Origin of the sequence: Lederbergia graminis, assembly GCF_042655485.1 — a bacterium.
Classification (GTDB): domain Bacteria; phylum Bacillota; class Bacilli; order Bacillales; family Bacillaceae_C; genus Lederbergia; species Lederbergia graminis.
This window is the reverse complement of the sequence record NZ_JBHSMC010000027.1, coordinates 43,267-67,803: the sequence shown is the minus strand read 5'-3', so window position 1 is coordinate 67,803 and position 24,537 is coordinate 43,267. Positions and strand designations below refer to the sequence as shown.

23 protein-coding genes are annotated in these 24,537 nt (G+C 37.9%); 19 read left to right on the top strand and 4 right to left on the bottom strand.

Annotated features, from left to right (window positions below; all coding sequences use genetic code 11):
* Positions 1 to 38 precede the first annotated feature (38 nt).
* From ACFPM4_RS17330 to ACFPM4_RS17320, 3 genes are all read left to right on the top strand, one after another.
* Positions 39 to 266 (top strand): hypothetical protein, encoded by a 228-nt coding sequence (locus ACFPM4_RS17330; protein WP_382354562.1) that lies wholly within the window; start codon positions 39 to 41, stop codon positions 264 to 266.
* 117 nt (positions 267 to 383) lie between these two features.
* Positions 384 to 968 carry a DNA-directed RNA polymerase subunit delta gene (gene rpoE / locus ACFPM4_RS17325; RefSeq protein ID WP_144920788.1) on the top strand — a complete coding sequence of 195 codons (585 nt, stop codon included), beginning with the start codon at positions 384 to 386 and terminating at the stop codon, positions 966 to 968.
* A 192-nt stretch (positions 969 to 1,160) separates the two neighbouring features.
* Complete coding sequence (locus ACFPM4_RS17320) at positions 1,161 to 2,762, top strand: CTP synthase (RefSeq protein ID WP_382354559.1); 1,602 nt, start codon at positions 1,161 to 1,163, stop codon at positions 2,760 to 2,762.
* 519 nt (positions 2,763 to 3,281) lie between these two features.
* On the opposite strand, the gene ACFPM4_RS17315 is transcribed toward ACFPM4_RS17320, so the two are convergent.
* Positions 3,282 to 3,803 carry a DUF2529 domain-containing protein gene (locus ACFPM4_RS17315; RefSeq protein ID WP_382354556.1) on the bottom strand — a complete coding sequence of 174 codons (522 nt, stop codon included), beginning with the start codon at positions 3,801 to 3,803 and terminating at the stop codon, positions 3,282 to 3,284.
* A 225-nt stretch (positions 3,804 to 4,028) separates the two neighbouring features.
* Between ACFPM4_RS17315 and ACFPM4_RS17310 the strand changes: the two genes are divergently transcribed.
* From ACFPM4_RS17310 to ACFPM4_RS17285, 6 genes are all read left to right on the top strand, one after another.
* Positions 4,029 to 4,406 carry a response regulator gene (locus ACFPM4_RS17310; protein ID WP_382354553.1) on the top strand — a complete coding sequence of 126 codons (378 nt, stop codon included), beginning with the start codon at positions 4,029 to 4,031 and terminating at the stop codon, positions 4,404 to 4,406.
* 187 nt (positions 4,407 to 4,593) lie between these two features.
* Positions 4,594 to 5,448 (top strand): class II fructose-bisphosphate aldolase, encoded by an 855-nt coding sequence (locus ACFPM4_RS17305; protein WP_144920780.1) that lies wholly within the window; start codon positions 4,594 to 4,596, stop codon positions 5,446 to 5,448.
* Positions 5,449 to 5,900: 452 nt separating this feature from the next.
* A complete protein-coding gene (locus ACFPM4_RS17300) occupies positions 5,901 to 7,187 on the top strand; it encodes a UDP-N-acetylglucosamine 1-carboxyvinyltransferase (protein ID WP_382354549.1) in 1,287 nt (428 codons plus the stop codon).
* A 472-nt stretch (positions 7,188 to 7,659) separates the two neighbouring features.
* Positions 7,660 to 8,943, top strand: a complete 1,284-nt coding sequence (rho, locus tag ACFPM4_RS17295) for a transcription termination factor Rho (RefSeq protein ID WP_144920776.1) — start codon at positions 7,660 to 7,662, stop codon at positions 8,941 to 8,943.
* Between the two features lie 148 nt (positions 8,944 to 9,091).
* Positions 9,092 to 9,292 carry a 50S ribosomal protein L31 gene (gene rpmE, locus ACFPM4_RS17290; RefSeq protein WP_144920774.1) on the top strand — a complete coding sequence of 67 codons (201 nt, stop codon included), beginning with the start codon at positions 9,092 to 9,094 and terminating at the stop codon, positions 9,290 to 9,292.
* Between the two features lie 335 nt (positions 9,293 to 9,627).
* A complete protein-coding gene (locus tag ACFPM4_RS17285; protein ID WP_382354544.1) occupies positions 9,628 to 10,245 on the top strand; it encodes a thymidine kinase in 618 nt (205 codons plus the stop codon).
* Between the two features lie 263 nt (positions 10,246 to 10,508).
* On the opposite strand, the gene ACFPM4_RS17280 is transcribed toward ACFPM4_RS17285, so the two are convergent.
* The 3 genes from ACFPM4_RS17280 to ACFPM4_RS17270 are packed head-to-tail and all read right to left on the bottom strand — an operon-like array spanning position 10,509 to position 14,355.
* Positions 10,509 to 11,684 (bottom strand): Ger(x)C family spore germination protein, encoded by a 1,176-nt coding sequence (locus ACFPM4_RS17280; protein WP_382354541.1) that lies wholly within the window; start codon positions 11,682 to 11,684, stop codon positions 10,509 to 10,511.
* Positions 11,681 to 12,772, bottom strand: coding sequence for a GerAB/ArcD/ProY family transporter (locus tag ACFPM4_RS17275; RefSeq protein WP_382354538.1), 1,092 nt, complete (start codon positions 12,770 to 12,772; stop codon positions 11,681 to 11,683). The genes ACFPM4_RS17280 and ACFPM4_RS17275 overlap by 4 nt, the downstream gene beginning before the upstream one ends.
* A gap of 23 nt (positions 12,773 to 12,795) precedes the next feature.
* Complete coding sequence (locus ACFPM4_RS17270; RefSeq protein ID WP_382354535.1) at positions 12,796 to 14,355, bottom strand: spore germination protein; 1,560 nt, start codon at positions 14,353 to 14,355, stop codon at positions 12,796 to 12,798.
* Between the two features lie 171 nt (positions 14,356 to 14,526).
* On the opposite strand from ACFPM4_RS17270, the gene ACFPM4_RS17265 reads away from it, so the two are divergent.
* From ACFPM4_RS17265 to rpiB, 10 genes are all read left to right on the top strand, one after another.
* Positions 14,527 to 15,072: a sigma-70 family RNA polymerase sigma factor gene (locus ACFPM4_RS17265; RefSeq protein ID WP_382354532.1), complete on the top strand. Its 546-nt coding sequence runs from the start codon at positions 14,527 to 14,529 to the stop codon at positions 15,070 to 15,072.
* Positions 15,041 to 16,351: a DUF4179 domain-containing protein gene (locus tag ACFPM4_RS17260; protein WP_382354529.1), complete on the top strand. Its 1,311-nt coding sequence runs from the start codon at positions 15,041 to 15,043 to the stop codon at positions 16,349 to 16,351. The genes ACFPM4_RS17265 and ACFPM4_RS17260 overlap by 32 nt, the downstream gene beginning before the upstream one ends.
* Before the next feature lie 715 nt (positions 16,352 to 17,066).
* Positions 17,067 to 18,137 (top strand): peptide chain release factor 1, encoded by a 1,071-nt coding sequence (gene prfA, locus ACFPM4_RS17255; RefSeq protein WP_144920766.1) that lies wholly within the window; start codon positions 17,067 to 17,069, stop codon positions 18,135 to 18,137.
* A gap of 1 nt (position 18,138) precedes the next feature.
* On the top strand, positions 18,139 to 18,990 hold the full coding sequence (gene prmC / locus ACFPM4_RS17250; protein WP_382354525.1) for a peptide chain release factor N(5)-glutamine methyltransferase: 852 nt from the start codon (positions 18,139 to 18,141) through the stop codon (positions 18,988 to 18,990).
* 190 nt (positions 18,991 to 19,180) lie between these two features.
* A complete protein-coding gene (gene spoIIR, locus ACFPM4_RS17245; RefSeq protein ID WP_382354522.1) occupies positions 19,181 to 20,110 on the top strand; it encodes a stage II sporulation protein R in 930 nt (309 codons plus the stop codon).
* Between the two features lie 249 nt (positions 20,111 to 20,359).
* A complete protein-coding gene (locus ACFPM4_RS17240; RefSeq protein WP_382354519.1) occupies positions 20,360 to 21,415 on the top strand; it encodes an L-threonylcarbamoyladenylate synthase in 1,056 nt (351 codons plus the stop codon).
* Between the two features lie 118 nt (positions 21,416 to 21,533).
* On the top strand, positions 21,534 to 22,055 hold the full coding sequence (locus ACFPM4_RS17235; protein ID WP_382354796.1) for a manganese efflux pump MntP: 522 nt from the start codon (positions 21,534 to 21,536) through the stop codon (positions 22,053 to 22,055).
* A gap of 142 nt (positions 22,056 to 22,197) precedes the next feature.
* Positions 22,198 to 22,626, top strand: a complete 429-nt coding sequence (locus ACFPM4_RS17230) for a low molecular weight protein arginine phosphatase (RefSeq protein ID WP_382354516.1) — start codon at positions 22,198 to 22,200, stop codon at positions 22,624 to 22,626.
* A gap of 24 nt (positions 22,627 to 22,650) precedes the next feature.
* Positions 22,651 to 23,940, top strand: coding sequence for a methyl-accepting chemotaxis protein (locus ACFPM4_RS17225; RefSeq protein ID WP_382354513.1), 1,290 nt, complete (start codon positions 22,651 to 22,653; stop codon positions 23,938 to 23,940).
* A 72-nt stretch (positions 23,941 to 24,012) separates the two neighbouring features.
* Entirely contained in the window at positions 24,013 to 24,453 is a 441-nt protein-coding gene (gene rpiB / locus ACFPM4_RS17220) for a ribose 5-phosphate isomerase B (protein ID WP_144920756.1), read from the top strand.
* Positions 24,454 to 24,537 lie beyond the last annotated feature (84 nt).

Genomic DNA, 24,537 nt, shown 5'->3' with positions numbered 1-24,537 from the left:
TTTTGTGAATACCTTTCTCTTTGCGAAAAAAACTAGTAATGATTACAATAAAGGAAAATACAGTACAGTGGAAAGGGTGTGGGACATTGAAAATCGTATTAATCATCATTGCGAGTATTTTCGTATTAGCGGCTAGTTATTTTTTATACGAAAACTCACTTGGTTCCATTCCATTTCTACTCGCATCCTTTATTTTATTCTTTTTAGTGCGCAGGATGAGCAAAAAATCCAAGTTAGAAGAACGAAAAGATACCCAAGGTAAATAAAGTTGTTTTAAAATATATGCTAAATAGTAAAATGTGTAGCATAAATGAATTTAATTTGTTTATAATGGGAAGTATGGATTTTTTCCTTTATACTACATAGGGAAGGATGTGCGGTTTTTGAATTTACAAGAGATACCAAAAGAACAACGTAAAGAAATGTCATTTATTGAAATTGCGCAATATATTTTTGCAGAAAAGAAAGAGCCGATTTCATTTAAGGATTTAGTGGATGAAATTGCTCAATTCCTAGAGCTAGGCGAGGAAGAAACAAAAACAAGGATGCTTCAATTTTATACAGATTTAAATATTGATGGTCGCTTCATTACGTTAGGTGAAAATCGTTGGGGATTACGCGAATGGTACCCTAGTGATAAGATTGATGAGGAAATCATCACACCTGTTAAACCGAAAAAGAAGAAGAAGAAAAAACGTGATGAAGAAGATGACGAGCTATTAGAAGACTTTGATGACGAAGATCTAGACTACGACCTCGATGATGATTTGGAAGATGATCTTGACGAAGAAGAGGACGAGGACGAAGAGGAAGATGAAAGCTTAGAAGCACTTCGTGAAGAAGAAGAAGAGTTCGATGAAGATGATGAGCTCATTGATGATGATGACTATGAAATCGTCGATGATGAGGAAGAAGATATTGACCTCGACGAAGAGGATGAAGAAGAAGAGGAAGAAGACGAAGAATAATCTTCTTGACTTCCTATCAGAGAATATATATTATTTTATTTGGGCTCCTTGAAAAAGGACAGATAAATAATACGTCACGCTCCCATACATTTGTAGCGGGAGCTTTTTTATTTTTTTGGGAAAGAATAATCATAAAAAGTTCCAAGTTTGCTTGAAAGTGTAGACTGTTAATGCATTGAAGGAGGAAATGTTGTGTCAAAGTATATTTTCGTAACGGGCGGGGTTGTATCGTCATTAGGGAAAGGAATTACTGCTGCATCTCTCGGTCGTTTGTTAAAAAACCGTGGTTTAAGTGTAACGATCCAAAAGTTCGACCCATATATAAACGTTGATCCAGGAACAATGAGTCCTTATCAACATGGAGAAGTTTTCGTGACAGAGGATGGTGCGGAAACAGATTTAGACCTTGGTCACTATGAGCGCTTTATTGATATTAATTTAAATAAATATAGCAATATTACGACAGGAAAAGTATATTCTGAAGTAATTAAAAAAGAACGCCGTGGTGATTATCTTGGCGGTACTGTCCAAGTTATTCCACATATCACGAATGAAATTAAAGATCGCATCTACCGTGCTGCTGAAAAAACGGATGCAGATGTCGTAATCACTGAAATTGGTGGAACGGTTGGTGACATTGAATCACTTCCATTCTTAGAAGCGATTCGTCAAATGAAAAATGATGTTGGCCGTGACAATGTGATGTATATTCACTGTACACTTGTTCCGTATTTACGTGCAGCAGGTGAAATGAAGACAAAACCAACTCAACATAGCGTGAAAGAGCTTCGCAGTCTCGGTATTCAACCAAACGTTATCGTATGTCGTACGGAAATGCCGATTCCGCAAGAAATGAAGGATAAAATTGCTTTATTCTGTGATATTGATAAAGAGGCTGTTATTGAAGCTGGCGATGCAAGTACACTTTATTCAATCCCTCTTTCGTTACAAGAGCAAAAGCTTGATCAAATTGTTTGCAATCATTTAAAACTTGTATGTGCGGATGCAGATATGACAGAGTGGAAACAACTCGTTGAAAAAGTACAAAACTTAACGAAAACAACTAAAATCGCATTAGTTGGTAAGTATGTCGAGCTTCCTGATGCATATATTTCTGTAGTGGAAGCATTGAAACATGCGGGATACTCTTTCGATGCAGATGTAGAAGTTAAATGGCTAAATGCTGAAAATGTAACAGATGAAAATGTGGAAGAACTTCTTAGCGATGTAGATGGAATTCTAGTACCTGGTGGTTTTGGTGATAGAGGAGTAGAAGGTAAGATTTCTGCTATTAAGTATGCACGTGAAAGAAAAGTTCCGTTCTTTGGTATTTGCCTAGGAATGCAACTTGCTTCTATTGAATATGCTCGTAATGTTGTTGGTTTAACAGAAGCACATTCTTCTGAACTTAACCCAGATACGCCACATCCAGTAATTGACCTTTTACCAGATCAACATGGAGTAGTTGAACTTGGCGGAACATTAAGATTAGGGCTTTATCCTTGTAAATTACAAGAAGGTACAAAAGCACAAGCTTTGTATGAAAATACATTAGTGCATGAACGTCATCGTCATCGTTATGAATTTAATAATAAATACCGTGAGCAACTAGAAGAAGCTGGATTTGTCTTCTCAGGAACAAGCCCAGACGGACGCCTAGTAGAAATTGTGGAACTAGAAGATCACCCATGGTTCGTAGCATGTCAATTCCACCCAGAATTTACATCACGCCCAACACGTCCACAACCTCTATTCTACGGTTTCGTAGAAGCAGCAATAAAAAACGGTAAGTAATAATGAAGAAAAAGGCCCACTCTGGATTCGGAGGAGGGCCTTTTTATTATGGGGATGGTAATGCGGTATCTTTTGGATTTTGATTCGTGAATTAGGTTTGGTTTGGGATGTGTTAGTGGGGATTTGGTAAGTGGTTTCGGGTTGAAGTGTGTGCATGGGACGTTCTAATGGACATTTGGTAGGTGAATCGAGGTAGAAATGTCTGATAGGATTGTTCTAATGGACATTTGGTATGTGGGTTGGGGTTGAAATGTCCGATAGGATCGCTCTAATGGACATTTGATAGGTGAATCGAGGTGGAAATGTCTGATAGAAGTGCTCTAATGGACATTTGGTATGTGGGTTTGGGTGGAAATGTCTGATAGGATCGCTCTAATGGACACTCTGACCATGAATCGAGGTAGAAATGTCTAATAGAAGTCTTCTAATCAACACTTGATCCATAATTCCGTGACGAAGTGTTTAATATAAACATTTCTACCTCAAATTTTTTGTTGTAACACAACTAAAGCACTTGTTTTATAAATAATCTTCCAAAATCTCATCCATTGTAAATTTTAATGAGTGATAAATATATAAAGCTGCGATGAGAGAAGGGAAGCCTACACGAGTTCCATCCATATTTGGGAGCATTGGTTTTACTACTTGAGTATTTATGTGGAAATCAGCAAGCTCCACTAAACTATTTTCACCTGTTTTTTTATCGCCTGAAATAGCAACGAAGGGTATTCCTTTTTCAATAAGTGCATTAGCTAACGCAACCGCCTCTATGTCATCTGAATAACGACTAATAACAAGTACACGGTCAGCAATTGTTAAGTCATCGATATTTTGAAATGCGAAGGCATTATCTAATTTTTCCTCACCTTCTAATGCCTCCAATACGACGCCTTCCATCTCTTTAAAACCTTTTATATAGATGGAGCCTTCCCCAACAAGCGCCTGTGCCAATAATCTAGCACTATCTTCTATTTCAAAATCTGTTTTATCAAGAATACGTTTAAACAACCCTGCTAGCTGTGTTGTAAACATTTTTCTCATGTACATTCACTCCTTTTCTAGCATAAATAACATTATACTTACTCTAAAAGCTGAAAGAAAGAAAATGAATGCACAAATTGTCAAAAATTGCTTCAAGTTTTTAGCAGGATAAATGGAAAAAAAGAAGAACATGTAATAGTGATGAAAAAATACATACATATAAATCTAATTTCCTATTGTTAAACTCAGAATTAAAGTATATTCTGTAGAATAAGGAGTGAGTTCATGAAGGAAAAAGTGCTGATAGTAGATGACCAGTTCGGTATACGAGTACTATTAAACGAAATATTACAGCGTGAAGGCTATGACCTTTATCAAGCGGCGAATGGGTTGCAAGCTCTAGCAATCACAAAAAAGCAATCACCTGACCTTGTTTTACTTGATATGAAGATTCCAGGAATGGACGGTTTAGAAATTTTAGAAGAAATGAAAAAAATTAATCCTGACATCCGTGTTATTATTATGACGGCTTACGGGGAATTGGAAATGATAGAAGCCTCAAAAGAATTGGGAGCGCTTGCACACTTCTCGAAGCCTTTCGATATTGACGAAATTCGTCGAGCAGTGAAAAGTTATCTCCCGGCAAAAATGAATACAATATAAGTAATTTCAAGCATTTCTAGTAATGGTATTGAATTTGGCAAATTTACCCTCCCAAAAAATATTGTCATTATTGGTAAAAATAAGCTGGATTTGGTATGATAAGAAAGGAAAAATTCTTATTCTATATATTGGAGTAGGATCTAGCTTATAGCACATCTAGTGCAGTATCTCGAAGGAGGAAGAAATAATGCCATTAGTTTCCATGACTGAAATGCTTAATAAAGCTAAAGAAGGAAAATATGCAGTCGGCCAATTTAACTTGAACAACCTAGAGTTCACTCAAGCAATTCTACAAGCAGCAGAGGAAGAAAAGTCCCCTGTTATTCTTGGTGTATCTGAAGGTGCAGCTCGTTATATGGGCGGCTTCAAAACTGTTGTAAAAATGGTTGAAGCTTTAATGGAGGATTATGGTACAACCGTACCTGTTGCTATTCACCTTGACCATGGTTCCAGCTTTGAAGCATGTGCAAAAGCAATTCATGCTGGATTTACATCTGTAATGATTGATGCTTCACACGATCCGTTTGAAGAAAATATCGCAACTACTTCAAAAGTAGTGGAACTTGCTCATTTCCATGGAGTATCAGTTGAAGCTGAACTTGGTACTGTTGGTGGACAAGAGGACGACGTATCTGGAGATATCATCTATGCAGATCCAAAAGAATGTGAAGAAATGGTTAAACGTACAGGCATTGACTGCCTTGCACCTGCATTAGGATCTGTTCACGGACCTTATAAAGGTGAACCAAACCTAGGTTTCAAGGAAATGGAAGAAATCGGTAACGCGACTGGAGTACCACTAGTTCTACACGGTGGAACAGGTATCCCTACAGCTGATATCCAAAGAGCTATTTCTTTAGGAACTGCTAAAATTAACGTAAACACAGAAAACCAAATCGCATCTGCGAAAGCAGTTCGTGAAGTATTAGCAGCTAACCCAGAAATGTATGATCCACGTAAATATCTTGGACCAGCTCGCGAAACAATCAAAGAAACAGTCATTGGAAAAATGCGCGAATTTGGATCTTCAAACAAAGCTTAATAATAGAAATAGAAAAGCGAAAGGCGCCCGCTAATCGGCGACAAGCAAATGTTCTACACCAAAGAAAGGTGTAGTTTACCTTTCATTGGTGTAGGTTATTTGACCTCGAGCCGATGGCGACTTGAGCTCGACATAGAAAAGCGAAAGGCGCCGCTAATCGGCGTAGCGCTAAAGATACATTAGAAACCGCCCACCCAATTAGGGCGGTTTCCATTCAAATAATATTTACTACCTCTAAAACAACGTCTATCACTGCTCCGTGCAAAGCATTTCCTAATATTTTATGATAAATTATAATAAAATAATCCATTTCAAAAATTACAACAGTATTAAAATTGTAATACGATGCTACATGTTTGATTAGTTATCGTATATAATAGCTATTAAAATGTCGTTTTATCAAATTACAAATTAGTATAATTTATACAGTTTGGACAGAAAGGAAGACTATAATGGAAAAGCTTAAAATTGCAGGCGGTCATCCATTGAAAGGGACAATTAAGGTTAGTGGTGCCAAAAATAGTGCTGTAGCTTTAATTCCTGCGACTATATTAGCTGAAACGCCTGTAACTATAGAAGGCCTTCCTGATATATCAGATGTTCATACATTAAAAGCATTACTTGAAGAAATTGGTGGAAATGTTAGTTTCGATAATGGAGAAATGACAGTAGATCCAAGTCAAATGATTTCCATGCCTTTACCAAATGGTAGAGTAAAGAAATTAAGAGCCTCCTATTATTTAATGGGTGCAATGTTAGGCCGTTTTAAAAAAGCTGTAATTGGACTACCTGGTGGCTGTCATCTGGGCCCACGTCCAATTGATCAACATATTAAAGGCTTCGAGGCACTGGGAGCCAAAATTACAAATGAACAAGGTGCTATCTACTTAAGAGCAGATGAACTTCGTGGAGCGCGTATATATTTGGATGTTGTTAGTGTTGGAGCAACCATTAATATCATGCTTGCTGCTGTTCGTGCAAAAGGACGAACAATTATTGAGAATGCAGCAAAAGAACCTGAAATTATTGATGTTGCTACATTATTAACAAATATGGGTGCGAAAATTAAAGGTGCAGGCACAGACGTCATTCGGATTGATGGTGTGGATACTTTACAAGGGTGTCAGCATACAATAATTCCGGATAGAATTGAAGCAGGAACATTCATGATTTTAGCTGCAGCAGTCGGAGACGGTGTGTTAATAGATAATGTAATTCCACATCATCTCGAGTCTCTTATAGCAAAGTTGAGAGAAATGGGTGTACGTGTCGTAACAAGGGATGACCAAGTATATATTGAAAGAAGTAAGGAATATAAACCGATTGATGTAAAAACACTTGTATATCCAGGTTTTCCAACCGATTTACAACAACCTTTTACCGTGTTATTAACACAAGCAGTCGGTACGTCGATTGTTACAGATACAATCTATCCGGCACGTTTTAAACATATAGACGAATTAAGAAGAATGAACGCTAATATTAAAGTGGAAGGCAGTTCAGCAATTGTGAACAGTCCATCACTCCTTCAAGGTGCTAAAGTGAAGGCAACTGATCTACGTGCAGGTGCTGCGCTCGTTATCGCAGGACTACTAGCAGAAGGAATTACAGAAATTACAGGATTAGAACATATTGATCGTGGCTATAGTGATTTAGTAGAGAAGTTAAATGGACTCGGTGCGACAATATGGCGTGAAAAAATGTCAACAACGGAAATGGAACAACTGAAGAACTCTTAAATGTATCTTTATAAAGAGCATATTTTTAGTAGATACTTTTATTTTTTGTTGATTGTAGTGGATGGGGTGGGACTCCTGCGGGATGAACGGTAGCCGGGAGACCCCACAGTTAGAAAAGCGAACCCCTGGCAGGCTAAGATCGCCACTTCCTGTGGCAACGCCTGCACTAGTACATCGTGTACGTCGCAACGGAAATCAACATTATTAAATGGAGAGTGCTGTTTTACAGAACTCTCCTTTACAAACTTTTCATGTTCCGTGTAAAATACATTCATAGGGAAAGAGTACCTACATATTCTTCAACCTCTTCTAACATCTTCAAAACATAGCAATAAACCAATCCTCTAACAAAAAGATAATTTTCACCTAGAGTTCCTTTTATTTGTTGATTGGCAAATGCTTGAGGCAGATAGAATATTGAAATAATTTTTACTGGATGTAAGAAACGAAATTAAAAAAGAGTGGTGTCAAAATGGCTGAGTTAACAATTTCATTACTGGAAGATATGAAACTAAAAGAATTATATGAATTAGCAAGAGAATATAAGGTTTCTTATTACAGTAAACTAACAAAAAAAGAATTAATCTTTGCGATTCTTAAAGTTCGTGCAGAAAGGGAAGGCTACTTCTTTATGGAGGGCGTCCTGGAGATAATACAATCAGAAGGGTTCGGATTTTTAAGACCTATTAATTACACAGCTAGTTCTGAAGATATTTATATTTCAGCTTCACAAATACGTCGTTTCGACCTTCGTAACGGAGATAAAGTATCAGGTAAGGTACGACCACCGAAGGAGAATGAGCGTTACTTCGGATTACTCCATGTGGAAGCGGTAAATGGAGATGATCCAGAAACTTCAAAGGAACGGGTTCACTTCCCTGCATTAACTCCACTATATCCAGATCGTCAAATTAAATTAGAAACTACTCCAACGAATCTATCAACTAGAATCATGGATTTAGTCTCTCCTGTAGGATTTGGACAAAGGGGCTTAATTGTTGCACCTCCAAAAGCTGGTAAAACAATGTTGCTTAAGTCGATTGCAAATGCAATTACGACAAATCACCCAGAAGCGGAGTTAATTGTATTATTAATCGATGAACGTCCGGAAGAGGTAACAGATATCGAGCGTTCTGTAAATGCAGAAGTCGTTAGCTCTACATTTGATGAAGTTCCTGAAAACCATATTAAAGTAGCAGAGCTTGTACTGGAAAGGGCAATGCGTCTTGTTGAGCATAAGAGAGATGTTATCATTTTAATGGATAGTATTACTCGACTTGCTCGTGCTTATAACCTTGTAATTCCTCCAAGTGGTAGAACATTATCAGGTGGTATTGATCCGGCAGCATTCCATCGTCCGAAGCGATTCTTTGGAGCTGCGCGAAATATCGAAGAAGGCGGAAGCTTAACGATTTTAGCAACTGCACTCGTTGATACTGGTTCACGTATGGATGATGTTATCTACGAGGAATTCAAAGGAACTGGTAACCTAGAACTTCATTTAGACCGTGCACTATCCGAGAGAAGGATTTTCCCTGCGATCGATATTCGCCGTTCTGGAACAAGAAAAGAAGAATTACTTGTACCGAAAGGCCAGCTTGAGATCCTATGGAAGCTTCGTAAGGCAATGTCCGATTCTCCAGATTTTGCCGAGAAGTTTATTAGGAAATTAAGACAAACTAAATCAAATGAGGAATTTTTTGCTGCATTATCGGAAGAAATAAAAGCAAATGCGAATTCAAAAGCAATGTTGTAATTTTTGACATTATATTGCATTTTAAATATGTACTTGTTATAATGAAAAATGTGTTTTTAAGAAATAAATGTAGGGATAAAACTCTGCATTCATTATATTTAACTCTGTTTCAGCAAATGATTCAGGGCGCATAAGGAGCTGAAAGTAAATGAAAGCTGGAATCCATCCGGAATATAAAAAAGTTATGATTAAATGCGCATGCGGAAACGAATTCGAAAGTGGTTCTGTAAAAGACGCAGTAAGCGTTGAGATTTGCTCAGACTGCCATCCATTCTATACAGGACGTCAAAAATTCGCTTCTGCTGATGGACGCGTTGATCGCTTCAATAAAAAATACGGTCTTAAATAAGAAAGCGGAAGGCGGCTGGTCAGAGGCGACAGGCAAATGTTCTTCAACCAAGGAAGTTTGGTTTATAACTTCCGTGGTTGGAGGTTATTTGACCCCGAGTCTCTGCCGCCTGTAGCTGGACTAGTAAGCCGAATAAAGACGGGCAAGAATTGCTTGCCTGTTTTTTTATTGCCAAAAATGGGTAATTAAGCTTCGGTATTCCATAAAAATTCGTTGTTTTGATGTTCAATTTTATGAAGAAGAAAACTAAATCAGTATTCAATTGATTAGTATAAAAATAAATGATTTCCTTATAAAAATCAGGGGAAGATAAGTATGAAAGGAGCGGCCATCTAATGGATATAATGAAACATACAGGTTGGGTTGAAGTAATTTGTGGGAGTATGTTCTCAGGTAAATCAGAAGAATTAATTCGCAGAGTGAGAAGGACGCAATTTGCCAAGCAAAACATAATGGTTTTTAAGCCAGATATAGATGACCGCTATAGTGTAACAGAGGTAGTTTCACATAATGGCACATCGGTTATTGCCATTCCTGTATCGAATACTACCCAAATTCTTCAAACTGTTCATGCAGATATAGATGTTGTTGCCATAGATGAGGCCCAGTTTTTCGATCATGACATCATTCGAACTGCTCAGCAGCTTGCAAACAGTGGTCATCGCGTTATCGTTGCGGGCCTTGATCAAGATTTTCGTGGCGAACCATTTGGACCAATGCCACAATTAATGGCGATTGCGGAACAAGTGACGAAACTACATGCTGTATGCTCTGTTTGTGGTTCGCCAGCTAGTCGAACACAACGCCTTATCAATGGGGAACCTGCTTGCTACGATGACCCAGTGATTTTAGTAGGAGCTGCAGAAGCGTATGAAGCAAGATGTAGACATCATCATGAAGTGCCTGAAGGGGTAAACGCAGAATTGCTCGAAAAGGTTAATACGAATAAGTAAAATATACATAACAGCCCTCCGTCGAAATGGAGGGCTGTTTTAATCCATGAGTTTTGCCAATGGCCCAAATATTAATCTAAGTATGGTAGTAGGTCCAGGTAAGTTTTCTACGTTCATAAAGGAAAGAAATGCGGATATTATTAAAATACTAAAGAATATTATCCTATCAACTAAGGGAGCTTTTTTTAAATGCTTCCGTTCAAGTAGGATGATAAACCAAATGAATACTTGAACAGCTAATATCGTAAACCAATTTGATTGAATTATTCCTTCACCTCTTCTCTCGGAAGTCCTGCTGGTGGGCCAATATAGCCTGGTCTTTTTATCTTTGTATTTACCTTTATATTAACTTCCAATTCCTTGAATTTCTCATCCCAATTATTTTTTTCTTTTTTCCATTCATCCGGAAATTTCTGATGAAATCGTCTAGCAAAATGAACGACATCGGCATTATATGTTAATTGTAACTCTTTAATTGTCTTACTTATTTTTTCTTCTAAAGATTTATCAAATTTCTTCTGGATCTTTTGGAGAACAACCTCATTCAGTAAATCTAAATTTGTTTCATTTTGAATGATATCTCCTTCCATATCAATCTTTATATCCATGATCCAGCGATTATCTTTTATTTGCGGGATAAATGTATGTTTTTCCGATGTTGTAGATAATATTATTTCCTTATCATCTCCATCGGGTTTTATCGAGATGGTGCTTTGTTTTACCCCTTTTTTTAACCATAACAAAGAATTAGTATCATGTAAGTTTAATGTACCAACCATCTTATCCTTTTTAAAGATAGCTGTCCCATTAATAACTGGAATTGTTTCATGTGGTTTTCTAGCTTCATCTTTAGGAATAAGTTTTTTAATATATGGAAGAGAAATACTTTCACTATCTCCCATCAAGCCCATATCAACGTCTCTTAGGGAAGTAATCATACTAGGCTCATGTTCCGTTAACTTTCTAAGAGCTTCCGCTGAATAGCGTTCTAATGGTGGGATTAATGATACTAATTCTCTCGCTTCCCCTTCACTAACAAATAAAAAGGCAGAACCCCTGAGACCAGGGTGACGAGCAATATAGTCTGCTTCATCCCGTATCCCTTCTTTTGCTAACTCTTCTCCAAAAATATAAATTTTACAATGGCTCCAAAAAAGTGTTCTTGGCACATTAAATTGCAATTTAGAAATCGCTTCAGCAAGGCTATTACCAACACCTTCCCGAACAAAGGTGGAACCAGAGCTGAGGTCTTCACCCGTTTCGCCACTAGTAATCGAGCGGGGAATAAATATTTGAATAGAGATTCTTGTTTTTCCGTCTTCTAAACGATCTATCGCAGCCGCTGTAACAATAGAAAGATCTTGCATTTCTACCTTATCCCAGCAGCCTGTTAGCAGGATTGTGCACAACCCAATATAAATAAGAATTTTATTGTTCAAACCTTCTTCCTCCTTTTTCCTCTTACTACAGCAAGCGCTAATAGGAAGAGGGGGAGGATGGTTTGGGTGATGACAAAATAAAAGGGTTGGACCGTCGCCATATAGTCGATTAGATTCACGATATTTGGTATCCCTAGGTAACTAAAAAACACAATCAACAAACTCAATGGGAACACAATGAAACGATAATCTGAGAGCTTGAATAGTTGTGCAAGCCCCAAACTTGCTACATAAAGGAAAACAGAAATTTTTATAAAATTACCAAGAACCCATGATGCAGTAATAATTACCTCGAAGTTCTCGAAAAATCCTAATACTTTTATTCCACGGACAATGGAGTAAACTGGATAAAATTGATTTACCATCGATTCCCCAAGCATAGTTAAAACAAAAAAACTAAAGGTTAGTAGTAGTAACATGACGTAAAGAGATGCTTTCATTCCAGAGCGTAATCCCTTTTCAGGATGATTTAAAAAAGGAAAAAGAAATGCTAATAAAAAAAATTCACTAAACCATGAATTATAGATAAAACTGCCCTTTAGAACTGGAATGAAGCCGTTCTCTAGTATTGGGAGCATATAGGTAATATCGATATCTTTTAATAAAAAAACAAGCGTAACAGATGTTATAAGGAATAAAGTTGTTGCTATAACGGAACTTCTAGCAATCACTTCAATTCCACCCCGTACTGCGAGGGCGCTAACAAACATGATGGTGATAGAAAAAATGATGGTAGGGGTTTGAAGCATGACATTTCCACTTATGAAATCGGAATATTGTCTTATGACTAACCCAGTATTGTGAATGTAAAAAAAGACAATAATGAAACTAAATATCCACCCAAGTACTTTCCCGAGTATTTTTTCAGCGTATTGAACGGGAGTCATTTTTGGAAACAACTGATGAAGTTTCCATGTAGTATATACGGTTATAAAACCAGTGAGTGACCCGAGTATTGGCGTCATCCATATATCATGTAACGCAAATTTACCTGCAAGTGATGGGATGGTTAATACTCCGGTAGCAATTATAGATGGAATAATCATTAATTCCATTTGTGAAGGCGATATTTGCCCCTTTTCTAACAAGCTACTACACCACCATTTCTTCCTTATTCTTCTTCATCTTGAGGCCCAGGCCTTAAATTGCTTCCTTGTCTTACTGGATTGAACTCCCCTGTTAAATGAGGGCGTTTGCTAAGTTTCCATAATGGAGAGCGAATCAGTGTGTCTTGCAGCGCATTTGTTTGCAATGTACTAATCGGACTTAAATATGGGATTCCGAATGATCTTAAAGTGGATAAATGGATAATAAGTATGATGAAAGCAAGCATGACACCAATTAATCCTAAAAAGCCTGCAAGCAGAATGATAGGGAATCGTAACAAACGTATGGCAAGACCGATGGAATAGCGTGGAACCATGAACGAAGCAATCCCTGTAATACTTACAACGATTATCATCGGTGCGGATACGATTCCAGCTTGAACGGCAGCTTGGCCAATTACAAGTGCCCCGACAATACTAACGGCTGATCCAACTTGTTTCGGCAGTCGTATTCCTGCCTCACGTAAAGCTTCAAAGGCAACTTCCATTAATATTGCTTCTACAAGGGCAGGAAAAGGAACACTTTCACGAGATGAAGCAATACTTAATAATAAATCAGTTGGAACCATTTCTTGATGATAGGTTGTAATCGCAACATAAATAGAAGGAAGAAATAAAGAGATAGCTAAAAAGAGAAAACGCATAGATCGAAAGAAAGTCCCAATCCAAAATCGCTCATAAAAGTCTTCCTGGGATTGAAATAAACTAAAAAAACTAATTGGTGCAATTAAGGCGAATGGTGTTCCATCAATGAATATAACTGCTCTACCTTCCAACAAATTGGCGCTAACGACATCAGGGCGTTCCGTATATAATACTTGCGGAAACGGAGAATAAGGGTTGTCTTCTATAAATTGTTCAATATAGCCGCTTTCTAATATTCCATCCACTTCAATTCGATGAAGGCGATTTTCTATTTCCTTTAGTAAAGTTGTATCTACTAAACCTTCAATATAAGAAATAACAATCTTCGTTTTTGAATATGTACCAAGTTGCATGGATTTCATTTTTAAAGCAGGATCTTTAATGATGCGACGGATTAATGAAAGATTAACAGGTAATGATTCTGTAAATCCTTCTCTTGAGCCGCGAATAGAAGTCTCTGCCTGTGGTTCTTCAATCGCTCTTTTTTCATACTTCACTAAACCTAATGCGAATGCTTCATTTGACCCATCAAAAAGTAATATCGGATTCCCAGTTCCAATAGCATCAATGCAGTCAGACAACATCGTCATGCTTTTTATATTGGAAACAGGTAATTTGTTTTGAACAGAATGGGGAAAGTCCTTCTCATTAAAGATAGTAGTATTTAATAATGTGTCGAGTACTTGCTTATCCAATTTATCTGTATCGCTCAAACCGTCCATATAGATAATGAGCGCTTCTTTTTTCCCAACCGTAAAAGAGCGAAAAATAACATCCGTATTTTCATCATACATACTAGTGAAGTAATCTTTGTTCACATCAAGCTGTTTCGATAATGGCATGTCCTGTGAAGAAGAGTTCTGCTGTTCTATATTTGAGTTCCTTTTCTTTTTAATCGGACTCCTTCTAAAACGAATCACTGCAAAATTTCCCCTCCTTCATCCTATACAGTTAGATTTCCTTATAATAAATGAAATATACAAGCTTCATATCGACCTCCATATTAAATGAGTAATTGTTCTGAAAAAAGATAAAACCTTTTCACGACAATATGGTCTAATATATAGGAAGAAGGAGCTAGGAGGGTAAGAATGGTAGATGAAAAGACTGTTTTGAAGGCGATAAAGGGAAATGATGAGGCCTTTCTAACATTAATGCATCAATATAAGGTGGATTTATATAAAACCTCACTTGCTTTTTTGAAAAATGAGGAAGAAGCATTGGAAGCAGTCCAAGAAGTGACTTTTCGTGCCTATAAAAGCATTCGTAAACTACGGAATCCTCTCTTTTTTAAAACATGGCTAGTAAGAATCATGATTAATTATTGTAATGATCAGCTGAAACAGAAAAAGCGAGTAGTGTTGGACGAGGAAATGATTGCTTCCACTGCTATCATCGAATCTTATGAAGTGTTGGAGTTAAAAGAGATAATGCTGGATTTACCTTCACAATCACGCGAAATTTTAACCTTAAAATATTTTCATGACTTAAAAATTAAGGAAATTGCAGAATCAATGGGATGTCCGGAAGGTACGGTAAAAACATGGCTTCATAAAGCATTGAAGCAGCTCCGTGAAAAATTTGTGGAGAAAGGAGAAGTTGTCGATGTACGAGCAAGAAGAAAAAAAGTTAACTGACTTTAAAAATCGATTAGACGAAGTTTCCATTCCTAGCGATGCTTTAGATGATGCGGTAATGGCCGGATTTTACAAGGCGAAAAAGAAGAAACGTCCCCCTTATAAAATATGGCTACTCCAATGTGCTGCTGCGGCTATTTTAATCATCGGATTTTTGGCAAGTGTACGTCATTCTCCTACCTTCGCAAACTATATATCTAGTATTCCTGGCATGGAAAAGATTGTGGAAATGATTCGAGATGATAAAGGCTTGCTAGCTGCCGTTGAAAATGAGTACTACCAAAAGATTGGCGTTTCGCAGGAAAAGAATGGCTTGAAAGTTACGATTGATGGAGTTATAGCGGATGAAAAGGGCATGATGATATTTTACACAGTTGAATCTGATAATAAAGAAGTGAAAGTAACGATGCTTGACGCAAGAGTGAAAGGTGAAAATGGGGAAGACCTACCTGCTGTCATATCCCACGGAATTCCTGAAGAGTCAGAAAGTAATTCCTATGAAGGAATGGTAGAAAACTTCTTTCAAAATGAAGTAGAAGGAAAAAAGTTTATATGGGATGTAACCTTGAAGGAAAAGAATGGTTTTTTGGAGGAGCATTTTCAAATACCATTTACCATTCCTGGTGATTTAAAAATATCGAAAAAGATAGACGTTAATCAGGTTGTTGAAGTAGAAGGACAAAGGATATTATTCAAGACAGTGACCATCTATCCGACTAGAGTGGAGATCCATACAAAATTCGATTCAGGAAATACGAAGAAAATTCTAGGATTGCGTGATTTGCGCTTAGTCGATGAACATGGAGAGACTTGGAATAGATCGACCGACATTATCAGCACTAAAATTTCAGATGATGAAATAACCTACTATTTACAAAGTAATTATTTTCATGAACCAAAGAAACTTTATATAGCGATGAATGAGATAGAAGCAATTGATAAAGATGAAGCAAGCGTTGTTGTAGATATAAAGAACAAAAAGATTTTAAAACAGCCTAAAGGGAATGTGATTACGGAAGTGGATGTGAATGGGGAATATATCGTCTTCAGGATAAAAGCTAACGATTTTAGTTCTTCGGTGTCATTTAGTGAGATTAAAGATGCTGATGGTAATGTAATACAATCTCAAGGCATCTACAACAGACTAGATACTGGAAAAGGTTATATACAAATTGGTGAACAAATAAGCGGACTTTCTGAAATGAAAGGACCACTAATATTTGAAATAGGAAGCTTCCCGTCGTATATAGAAACAAACCAAAAAACTAGAATTAAATAAGGAGAATCCGGGTGTAATGCCCGGATTTTTTTGTTTTTTAGTGGATATTTCTTTTATTAGTTGAGGGCATTGTACCGCGTGCCCAGGTGAGGTGGAAAATGGGGGATGTGGTTACGTTGGAAGGTTCATCGTGCCTGGTTAGGTGATAAAGACTGTAGGTGGTCACGTGAGATCGTCTATCGTGCCCGGTAAAGGTAAAAAAGGGATGAGGTGGTCACGCAAGAGCGTTCATCGTGCCCGGTGGAGGAAGAAAAGTTGTGAGGCGGTCACGCAGGAGCGTTCATCGTGCCCAGTGGAGGAGGAAAAGTTGTGAGGCGGTCACGCAAGAGCGTTCATCGTGCCCAGTGAAGATGAAAAAGGGAAGAGGTGGTCACGTTGGAGCGTCCATCGTGCCCAGTAAAGATAAAAAAGACTGGAGGCAGTCGCGCAAGGCAGTTCATCTTCCCCAGTTGAGTAAAAAAATGATACGCAAGGCCATCCATCGTTCCCATCCAAGGTGAAAATGCCCCTAGTAGGTCAATCAGCAATTTTCAACAAGCCCAATAAACAGGCAAAAGAGCCTATAAAAGTTCGAACACCATCAACCTCTCTCCTTAAAACAAAAACGAACAACCACCATAAATACCTTTCGATTTTTTATGAAATATTTGCTTTGGACGAAGGGAAGGTTATATTATAATAGGATAGTTAGGGAATCGAGATTGAGGTGAATTGAGTGTTTGATAAATTACAGTTCGTTGAGGAACGCTACGAGAAATTGAATGAGTTGTTGAGCGATCCGGAAATTGTGAATGATGCAACGAAATTAAGAGAGTATTCGAAGGAACAGTCTTCCATCGCAGAGACGGTAGAAGTATATCGCGAATATAAAGAAGCGCAAAGTGAATATAAAGATGCAAAAGCAATGTTGGATGATAAACTAGATGCAGAAATGCGCGAGATGGTGAAAGAGGAAATCGGAGAGTTAGAGGACCGTTTAGAGGAGTTAGAATCAAGATTGAAAATTCTACTCGTCCCAAAAGATCCGAATGATGATAAGAACGTTATTATGGAGATTCGTGGTGCTGCAGGTGGGGATGAGGCAGCATTGTTTGCTGGGGATCTCTATCGTATGTACAGCCGTTTTGCGGAGAACCAAGGTTGGAAAACGGATGTTATTGAAGCACATTCGACTGGAGTCGGCGGCTACAAGGAAATTATTTTTATGATTAACGGGAATGGCGCATTTTCGAAATTGAAATATGAAAATGGAGCTCATCGTGTTCAACGTGTACCGGAAACGGAGTCAGGTGGTCGTATTCATACTTCAACTGCTACAGTAGCTGTACTTCCAGAAGCAGAAGAAGTTGAAATTGATATTCATGATAAAGATATTCGCGTAGATACATTTGCTTCTAGTGGTCCAGGTGGACAAAGTGTTAATACAACGATGTCCGCGGTGCGTTTAACGCATATTCCTACAGGTGTCGTTGTATCATGTCAGGATGAAAAATCCCAAATTAAAAACAAAGAAAAAGCGATGAAAGTTTTGCGTGCTCGTATTTATGATAAGTTCCAACAAGAAGCACAAGCAGAATATGATGCGAACCGTAAATCTGCTGTCGGTACTGGTGACCGTTCTGAGCGTATTAGAACGTATAACTTCCCACAAAACCGGGTAACAGATCATCGTATTGGCCTTACTATTCAAAAGTTGGATCAAATTTTAGAAGGTAAGCTTGATGAAGTAATCGATGCTTTAGTGATTGAAGACCAATCGAAAAAACTTGAAAGCATGGAAGAGTAACATGAGTAATGTCAAAGTGTATGAGGCCCTCCATTGGGCTTCTTCTTTTTTAAAAGAACATCACCGAGATGAAAATGCTGGCGAGTTATTAATGCAATGGGTTTTGCAAATGGGACGTGCTCAATTATTTGCGGAACAACGAATGGAACTGCGAGCAGATGATTGGCAGCGTTTTGAAGCGGCAGTTAAGGATCATGGGGAAGGTCGTCCAATCCAACATATTATCGGATATGAGGAATTTTATGGCCGGAAATTTATTGTAAACAAAGATGTATTAATTCCAAGGCCAGAAACAGAAGAATTAATTGTAGCTGTTTTAAAAAACATTCGTGCTCATTTTGGAGATCAACCGTTAAAACTAGCAGACATTGGTACGGGTAGTGGTGCTATTGCGATTACAATGAAGCTAGAAAATCCGGTATTAGACGTGTCCGCATCAGATATATCGGATGCAGCATTGGAAGTAGCTCGGAAAAATGCCCAACAGTTGAATGCAGATATCCACTTTTATAAAGGTGATTTATTAGAACCGTTCATTCAAACTGGGGATAAGTGGGACATTATCGTTTCCAATCCACCTTATATCCCGAATGAAGAAACGTTATCAGACGTGGTTCAAGAGCATGAGCCACATAACGCTTTATTTGGTGGAGTGGATGGACTAGACTTTTACAGAAGATTTGCACAGGATATCCACAGAGTTATCCACAAAAAAGCAATTATCGCTTTTGAAATTGGAGCTGGGCAAGGAGAAGCAGTTGCTAACTTAATGCAACAAGCATTCCCTTCAGCCGATACAGAAGTTATATATGATATAAATGGTAAAGACCGGATTGTGATGACGAGAGTTTAAATGTTTACAAGCGCAGTGATTGATGCGAAAGGCGCGAGAATTCTTCGGAAATGGTGGGCTCCAAATTCGGACGCTGCCTGCTTTTCTAATCGCGGAAATCAAAAAATCATATCTATTAAATTTCCTCCTGATTTTTTGTATAGAATACTATTTTCATGTCCATAATGCTTTCTAGAGGGAGAGGATGGACATGATGAAAGATTATATGAAAATTAGATTCTATCGAAAAAATATAGCATGGATGTATATTATTGTTTTAGTAGTTGGTACGGTTATATCGTTAGCAATTCCGAAACAGGAACTTGCTTCTGCAAATGATCCGGTAGTCATTCCAGAAGAAGCAATTCGCCTTCGAATCCTTGCCAATAGTGATAGTGATGAAGATCAGGCAGTTAAAAGAGCTGTTCGTGATGCAGTGAATGCTGAAATTACGAAATGGGTAGAGGAACTTACATCACTAGAAGATGCAAGAGATATTATTACTTCGAATCTTGATGAAGTAGAAAAAATCGCCCAACAAGAACTCGATAAAAGAGGCATTACATACTCTGTGAATGTGGAATTTGGCGATGTACAGTTTCCGACGAAATTATATGGACAATTTTTATATCCTGCTGGAATATATGAAGCAATATTAATAACGCTAGGTGATGGATCAGGTGCTAACTGGTGGTGTGTATTATTCCCGCCTTTATGTTTTGTTGATTTTTCTACTGGACTAGCTGTTAGCCCTGGGTTTGAATCGCAAGCACATGCCGCTGAGTTGGAGGAAGAATCCACAAAAGAGGATAACATTGTGGAGAAGAAGGATGAAAAAGACTCACAGGATGTGGAGAAAAAAGAAGAGCAAGCGTCTCAAACTGTGGATGAAAAGCCTTCTACTGAAGATAAAGTAGAAAAATCTTCCACAAAACCAACAAAAAGAGTGGATAAAAAGCCTAAAAAGGTGGAATCTGTGGAAAAAGAAAGTAAACCTTCCATAAAAGATAAAGAAAAAGAACAAGAACAACAAGAAAATGTGGATAAACCTGAAGAGAAACAGCCGACATTTGTAGAGGAAAAAGAAGAAGAAGTAGAAGTAAAGTTCTTTCTTGTAGAGTTATTTAAAAAGTTTTTCTAATATGGATCTTCCATTGTGTCTATAAAAGTTAGATATGATGGGAGATTTCTGCTTTTTTTGTGTATAATAAGCAAATAATAGTGATTTATTCACAAAACCCACAGAAGTTATACACATTTAATGAGAAGATATCCACAAAATGTGCATAAGTTGGGCATTAATCCACAAACTTTTCTGAAATCAAAATTTAAATACTTAAAAATAAAGGGATTCACATTTTAATATAAACATAGGAATGAGGATAACGATATGAATACAATACGCTGGCTTGTGGATAAGCATCTGGATAACCAAAAAAGTTATCCACAATTAGCAGAAGCGGCACAATTTTTACAACAAAATGAAGTGGTTGCATTTCCTACTGAAACGGTATATGGCCTAGGTGGGAACGCATGTTCAAGTGATGCAGTTGCAAAAATTTTTGCTGCTAAAGGTAGGCCAGCTGATAATCCTTTAATTGTACATATCGCAAGTTATCCACAATTGGATGGTATAGTTGCGGATATTTCAGATAAATCGAAGCAGTTAATGAATGCATTTTGGCCAGGGCCATTGACTATTATTTTTCAAAAAAAGGAAGGCGCAGTGTCCGATTTAGTCACTGCAGGGCTGGATAGTGTGGCAGTTAGAATGCCAGATCACCCTGTAGCTCTTGAACTTATCAAGGAATCCGGATTACCTATCGCAGCGCCAAGTGCAAATCGTTCAGGAAAACCAAGTCCAACCACAGCAAACCATGTGATGGAAGATCTGGATGGGAGGATTGCAGGAGTTGTGGACGGTGGACAAACAGGTGTTGGTGTAGAATCAACCGTGATAGATTGTCGCGGAGAGCATCCGATTATTCTTCGCCCGGGTGGAATTACGAAAGAAGCAATTGAAGCAATTATTGATAAAGTAGAGATGTCAACATCTGTTGTGGATAAAGAAGAAAAACCGCAAGCACCAGGGATGAAGTATACACACTATGCTCCGTCAGCTCCGTTATATTTAGTAGAAGGTACGCCAGAATGGATTCAGAGTATAGTGAATGAAAAAACGAAAAGTGGCATGCGTGTTGGTGTGATGGCAGCGTCGGAAACGGTTGGTGAATACGATGCACATACCGTCCTTGATTGTGGAAGTCGTTCTGACTTAGCATCGGTTGCTCATCATCTTTACGATGTATTGCGAAAGTTTGATGAAACAGATGTGGATGTTATTTTCTCAGAAGTTTTCCCAGAAGAAGGGGTTGGGGTTGCAATCATGAATCGCCTCGATAAAGCAGCAGGACATAAGTGGCTTCGGCAGATAAATCATTCATAATTTATGTGAAAATAAAGCTAGTCTACTTTCTATAATTATTGCATATGTTCCCTATAGGCACGTCCAATGGGGAAGGAGAAGGTAACTAGTGCTTCCAGAAATAATTACATTATTCATTATGGCTTTTGCAGTTGGAATGGATGCATTTTCAATTTCCTTAGGCTTAGGGATATATAGAATACGATTACGTCGTATATTCTATATTGGTCTTGTCGTGGGTTTATTTCATGTGGTAATGCCGACTTTAGGTATTCTTACAGGCCATTTCTTATCGGGATTATTTGGCCAAATCACGACTTATATTGGGGGCATCCTTTTAATTCTCCTAGGAATTCAAATGATTTACTTCTGTTTTCGTGAGGAGGAAAATACCGCCATACTCCCTGTAGGTTGGGGAATTATCTTTTTTTCTCTGCTTGTGAGTTTAGATAGTTTCTCAGCGGGGCTTAGTTTAGGTATGTTTGGTGTGAGAACTGCAGCTGCTGTTATATGTTTTGGTATAGTAGCAACTTTTCTAACTTGGAGTGGTTTCTTAATCGGAAGGAAAGTGCATAATCTACTAGGTACATACGCGGAAGTGTTTGGTGGGGTTGTGCTAGCGGCCTTTGGCTTCCAATTATTGTTTCCTATATCATTTTGACGTTAAAAATGGCAGCTTTTTTACAAAATTGCTGTCTTTTTTTTTATTTTCTTAAAACAACTTTTGACATAGGGAGAATTACTCTATAATAAAGGGAAGTCGTCTAATGAGAACAGCTTTTTGGAAAAGGGGATGTTGTATTGTGAATGTGTTATTTGTTTGTACAGGCAATACGTGCAGAAGTCCGATGGCTGCCGCAATTTTTAATAACAAATGGAAGGGTAAAGGGCAAGCGAAATCTGTCGGCATTTTTGCTGCAGAAGGGGAGTCTGCTGCCTATCATTCTATACAAATTTTAAAAGAGCAAGGAATAGATTTACAACACCAATCTGCACAAATTACAGAGGAGCATGTAGATTGGGCTGAGCTTATCCTTACGATGACTGCTTCTCATAAAGCAATGGTATTATCTCAATACCCGAAAGCAGCGGATAAAACTTTTACAATAAAAGAATATGTAGATAAACAAGCAACTAATATAGATGTCCTTGATCCATATGGTGGAGATTTGCAAGTGTACCGTTCCACATATACAGAATTAAGTGACTTAATAAATCGTTTATTTGATTAAAAGTAAATAACAGGAGAATGAATGATGGAGAAAAAACGAAAATATAAATTTGGTCTGCAAAAGCAACTTGTTCTATTTACAACAAGCTTGGCGGTTATTACATTTTCAACAAGTGCTTTTTTTCTGTATTTTATTTACCCATATTTTGAAAAACATATGAGCGAGACTGTATTCATGGTCTTAACGCTTTTATTAGGAATCATTTGGTCTGGTATTCTAGCATTTATTGGAGCAAGATTTCTCATTCGTCCATTGCAAAGATTGGAACAGGCAGTTGTGAGAGCGGGCGAGGGGTATATTGCTGATGACGTGGAAATCAGAAATGTGGATGATGAAATGAGTTCGCTTGCGAAGGCATTTAACCAAATGTTATTTAATTTCCGCGATATGGTTCATAAAATAGATGAAAACTTTGTACAAACAAATAAAAATGTGATTGTTATTTCTGAAAAGACGAAGTTCGCATCGGAAGAAGCAGAGAATGTTGCCCAAACGATTTCTGAGATTTCATTAGGAGCGGAAAGTTCTGCAGTAGCGGTACAAGGAACTGCAGATTCTGTGGACGATATTACAAAAATTGCCGACGAGGTACAGAAAAAAGCGAAGCAATCAGAACAAATTTCTGGAATGATGTTAGAGGAATTATCGAAAAGTAAAGATGTAATTCAATCCCTTGTTAGTGGGGTACAGCAAGTTTCTTCCGCGAATCAAGAATCATTGCATGCAGTCAAGCGCCTAGAGAAAAATGCAACAGAAGTAGAGCAAATTATTCATTTTGTAGGGGATATTGCGAAGCAGACGAATTTGCTAGCATTAAATGCTTCCATCGAAGCGTCACGAGCTGGTGAGCATGGAAAAGGATTTGCGGTTGTAGCCGAGGAAGTTCGAAAGTTAGCAGATGCGAGTGCCAAAGCCGTTCATGGTATTTCGGAATTGATTCAAAACATTCAACAAGAAGTAAATCAAGTAGTGAAGCAAATTACTGCACAAGTCGATTCGGTGAATGAGCAAGTAGAAAAAGGGACTAAAACAAATGCGGCTATTGCTGGCATGACGACTACTATTAACGATTCGGTAGCAGCGGTAAAAATAATAAGTGAGCTTGTGGATAAGCAAATGAAGAGTGTGGAACAAACTTCGATGCAGGCACAAGATGTTGCGGCCATTGCAGAAGAAACTTCAGCAGGTGCAGAAGAGGTAGCAAGGTCATCACGTCAACAAGCAGTCGATATGAGTGAAATTGGCAAGCTTGCAGGAGAGCTAATGGATCATGCTAGCAAATTGAAAGACACGATATCCCGTTTCCATTTATAATAAGGATATATTCCATTGATAGTTTCTGTTAGAATATAAACAATACATAGACAAAGGGAGGCAGTTTTTGACATGAAAGTAGCATTAGCATCAGATCACGGAGGCGTAAACCTTCGAGCAGAAATTAAAAATTTATTAGAAGAAATGAATATAGAGTATGAAGATTTTGGCTGTGATTGTGAAGGTTCTGTTGATTATCCTGACTATGCATTACCAGTGGCGAAAAAGGTGGCAAGTGGAGAATTTGATCGCGGAATTCTAATTTGTGGTACAGGCATTGGGATGAGCATTGCAGCGAATAAAGTGAAGGGCATTCGTTGTGCACTTGTTCATGATTTATTTACAGCAAAAGTAACACGTGAACATAATGATACAAACGTATTGGCAATGGGAGAGCGTGTTATCGGCCCTGGTCTTGCTCGCGAAATCGCGAAAGCATGGTTAACTGCTGAATTTGAGGGTGGACGTCATGCCACTCGAATTGGTAAAATTGCAACTTATGAGGAAGAATAAAAAGTAACGATAATATAAGAATGGAACCGGGGCAACTAGGGTAATCACCTACGCCCCGGCTTTTTTCTAAGCTTAGTTGTTGTT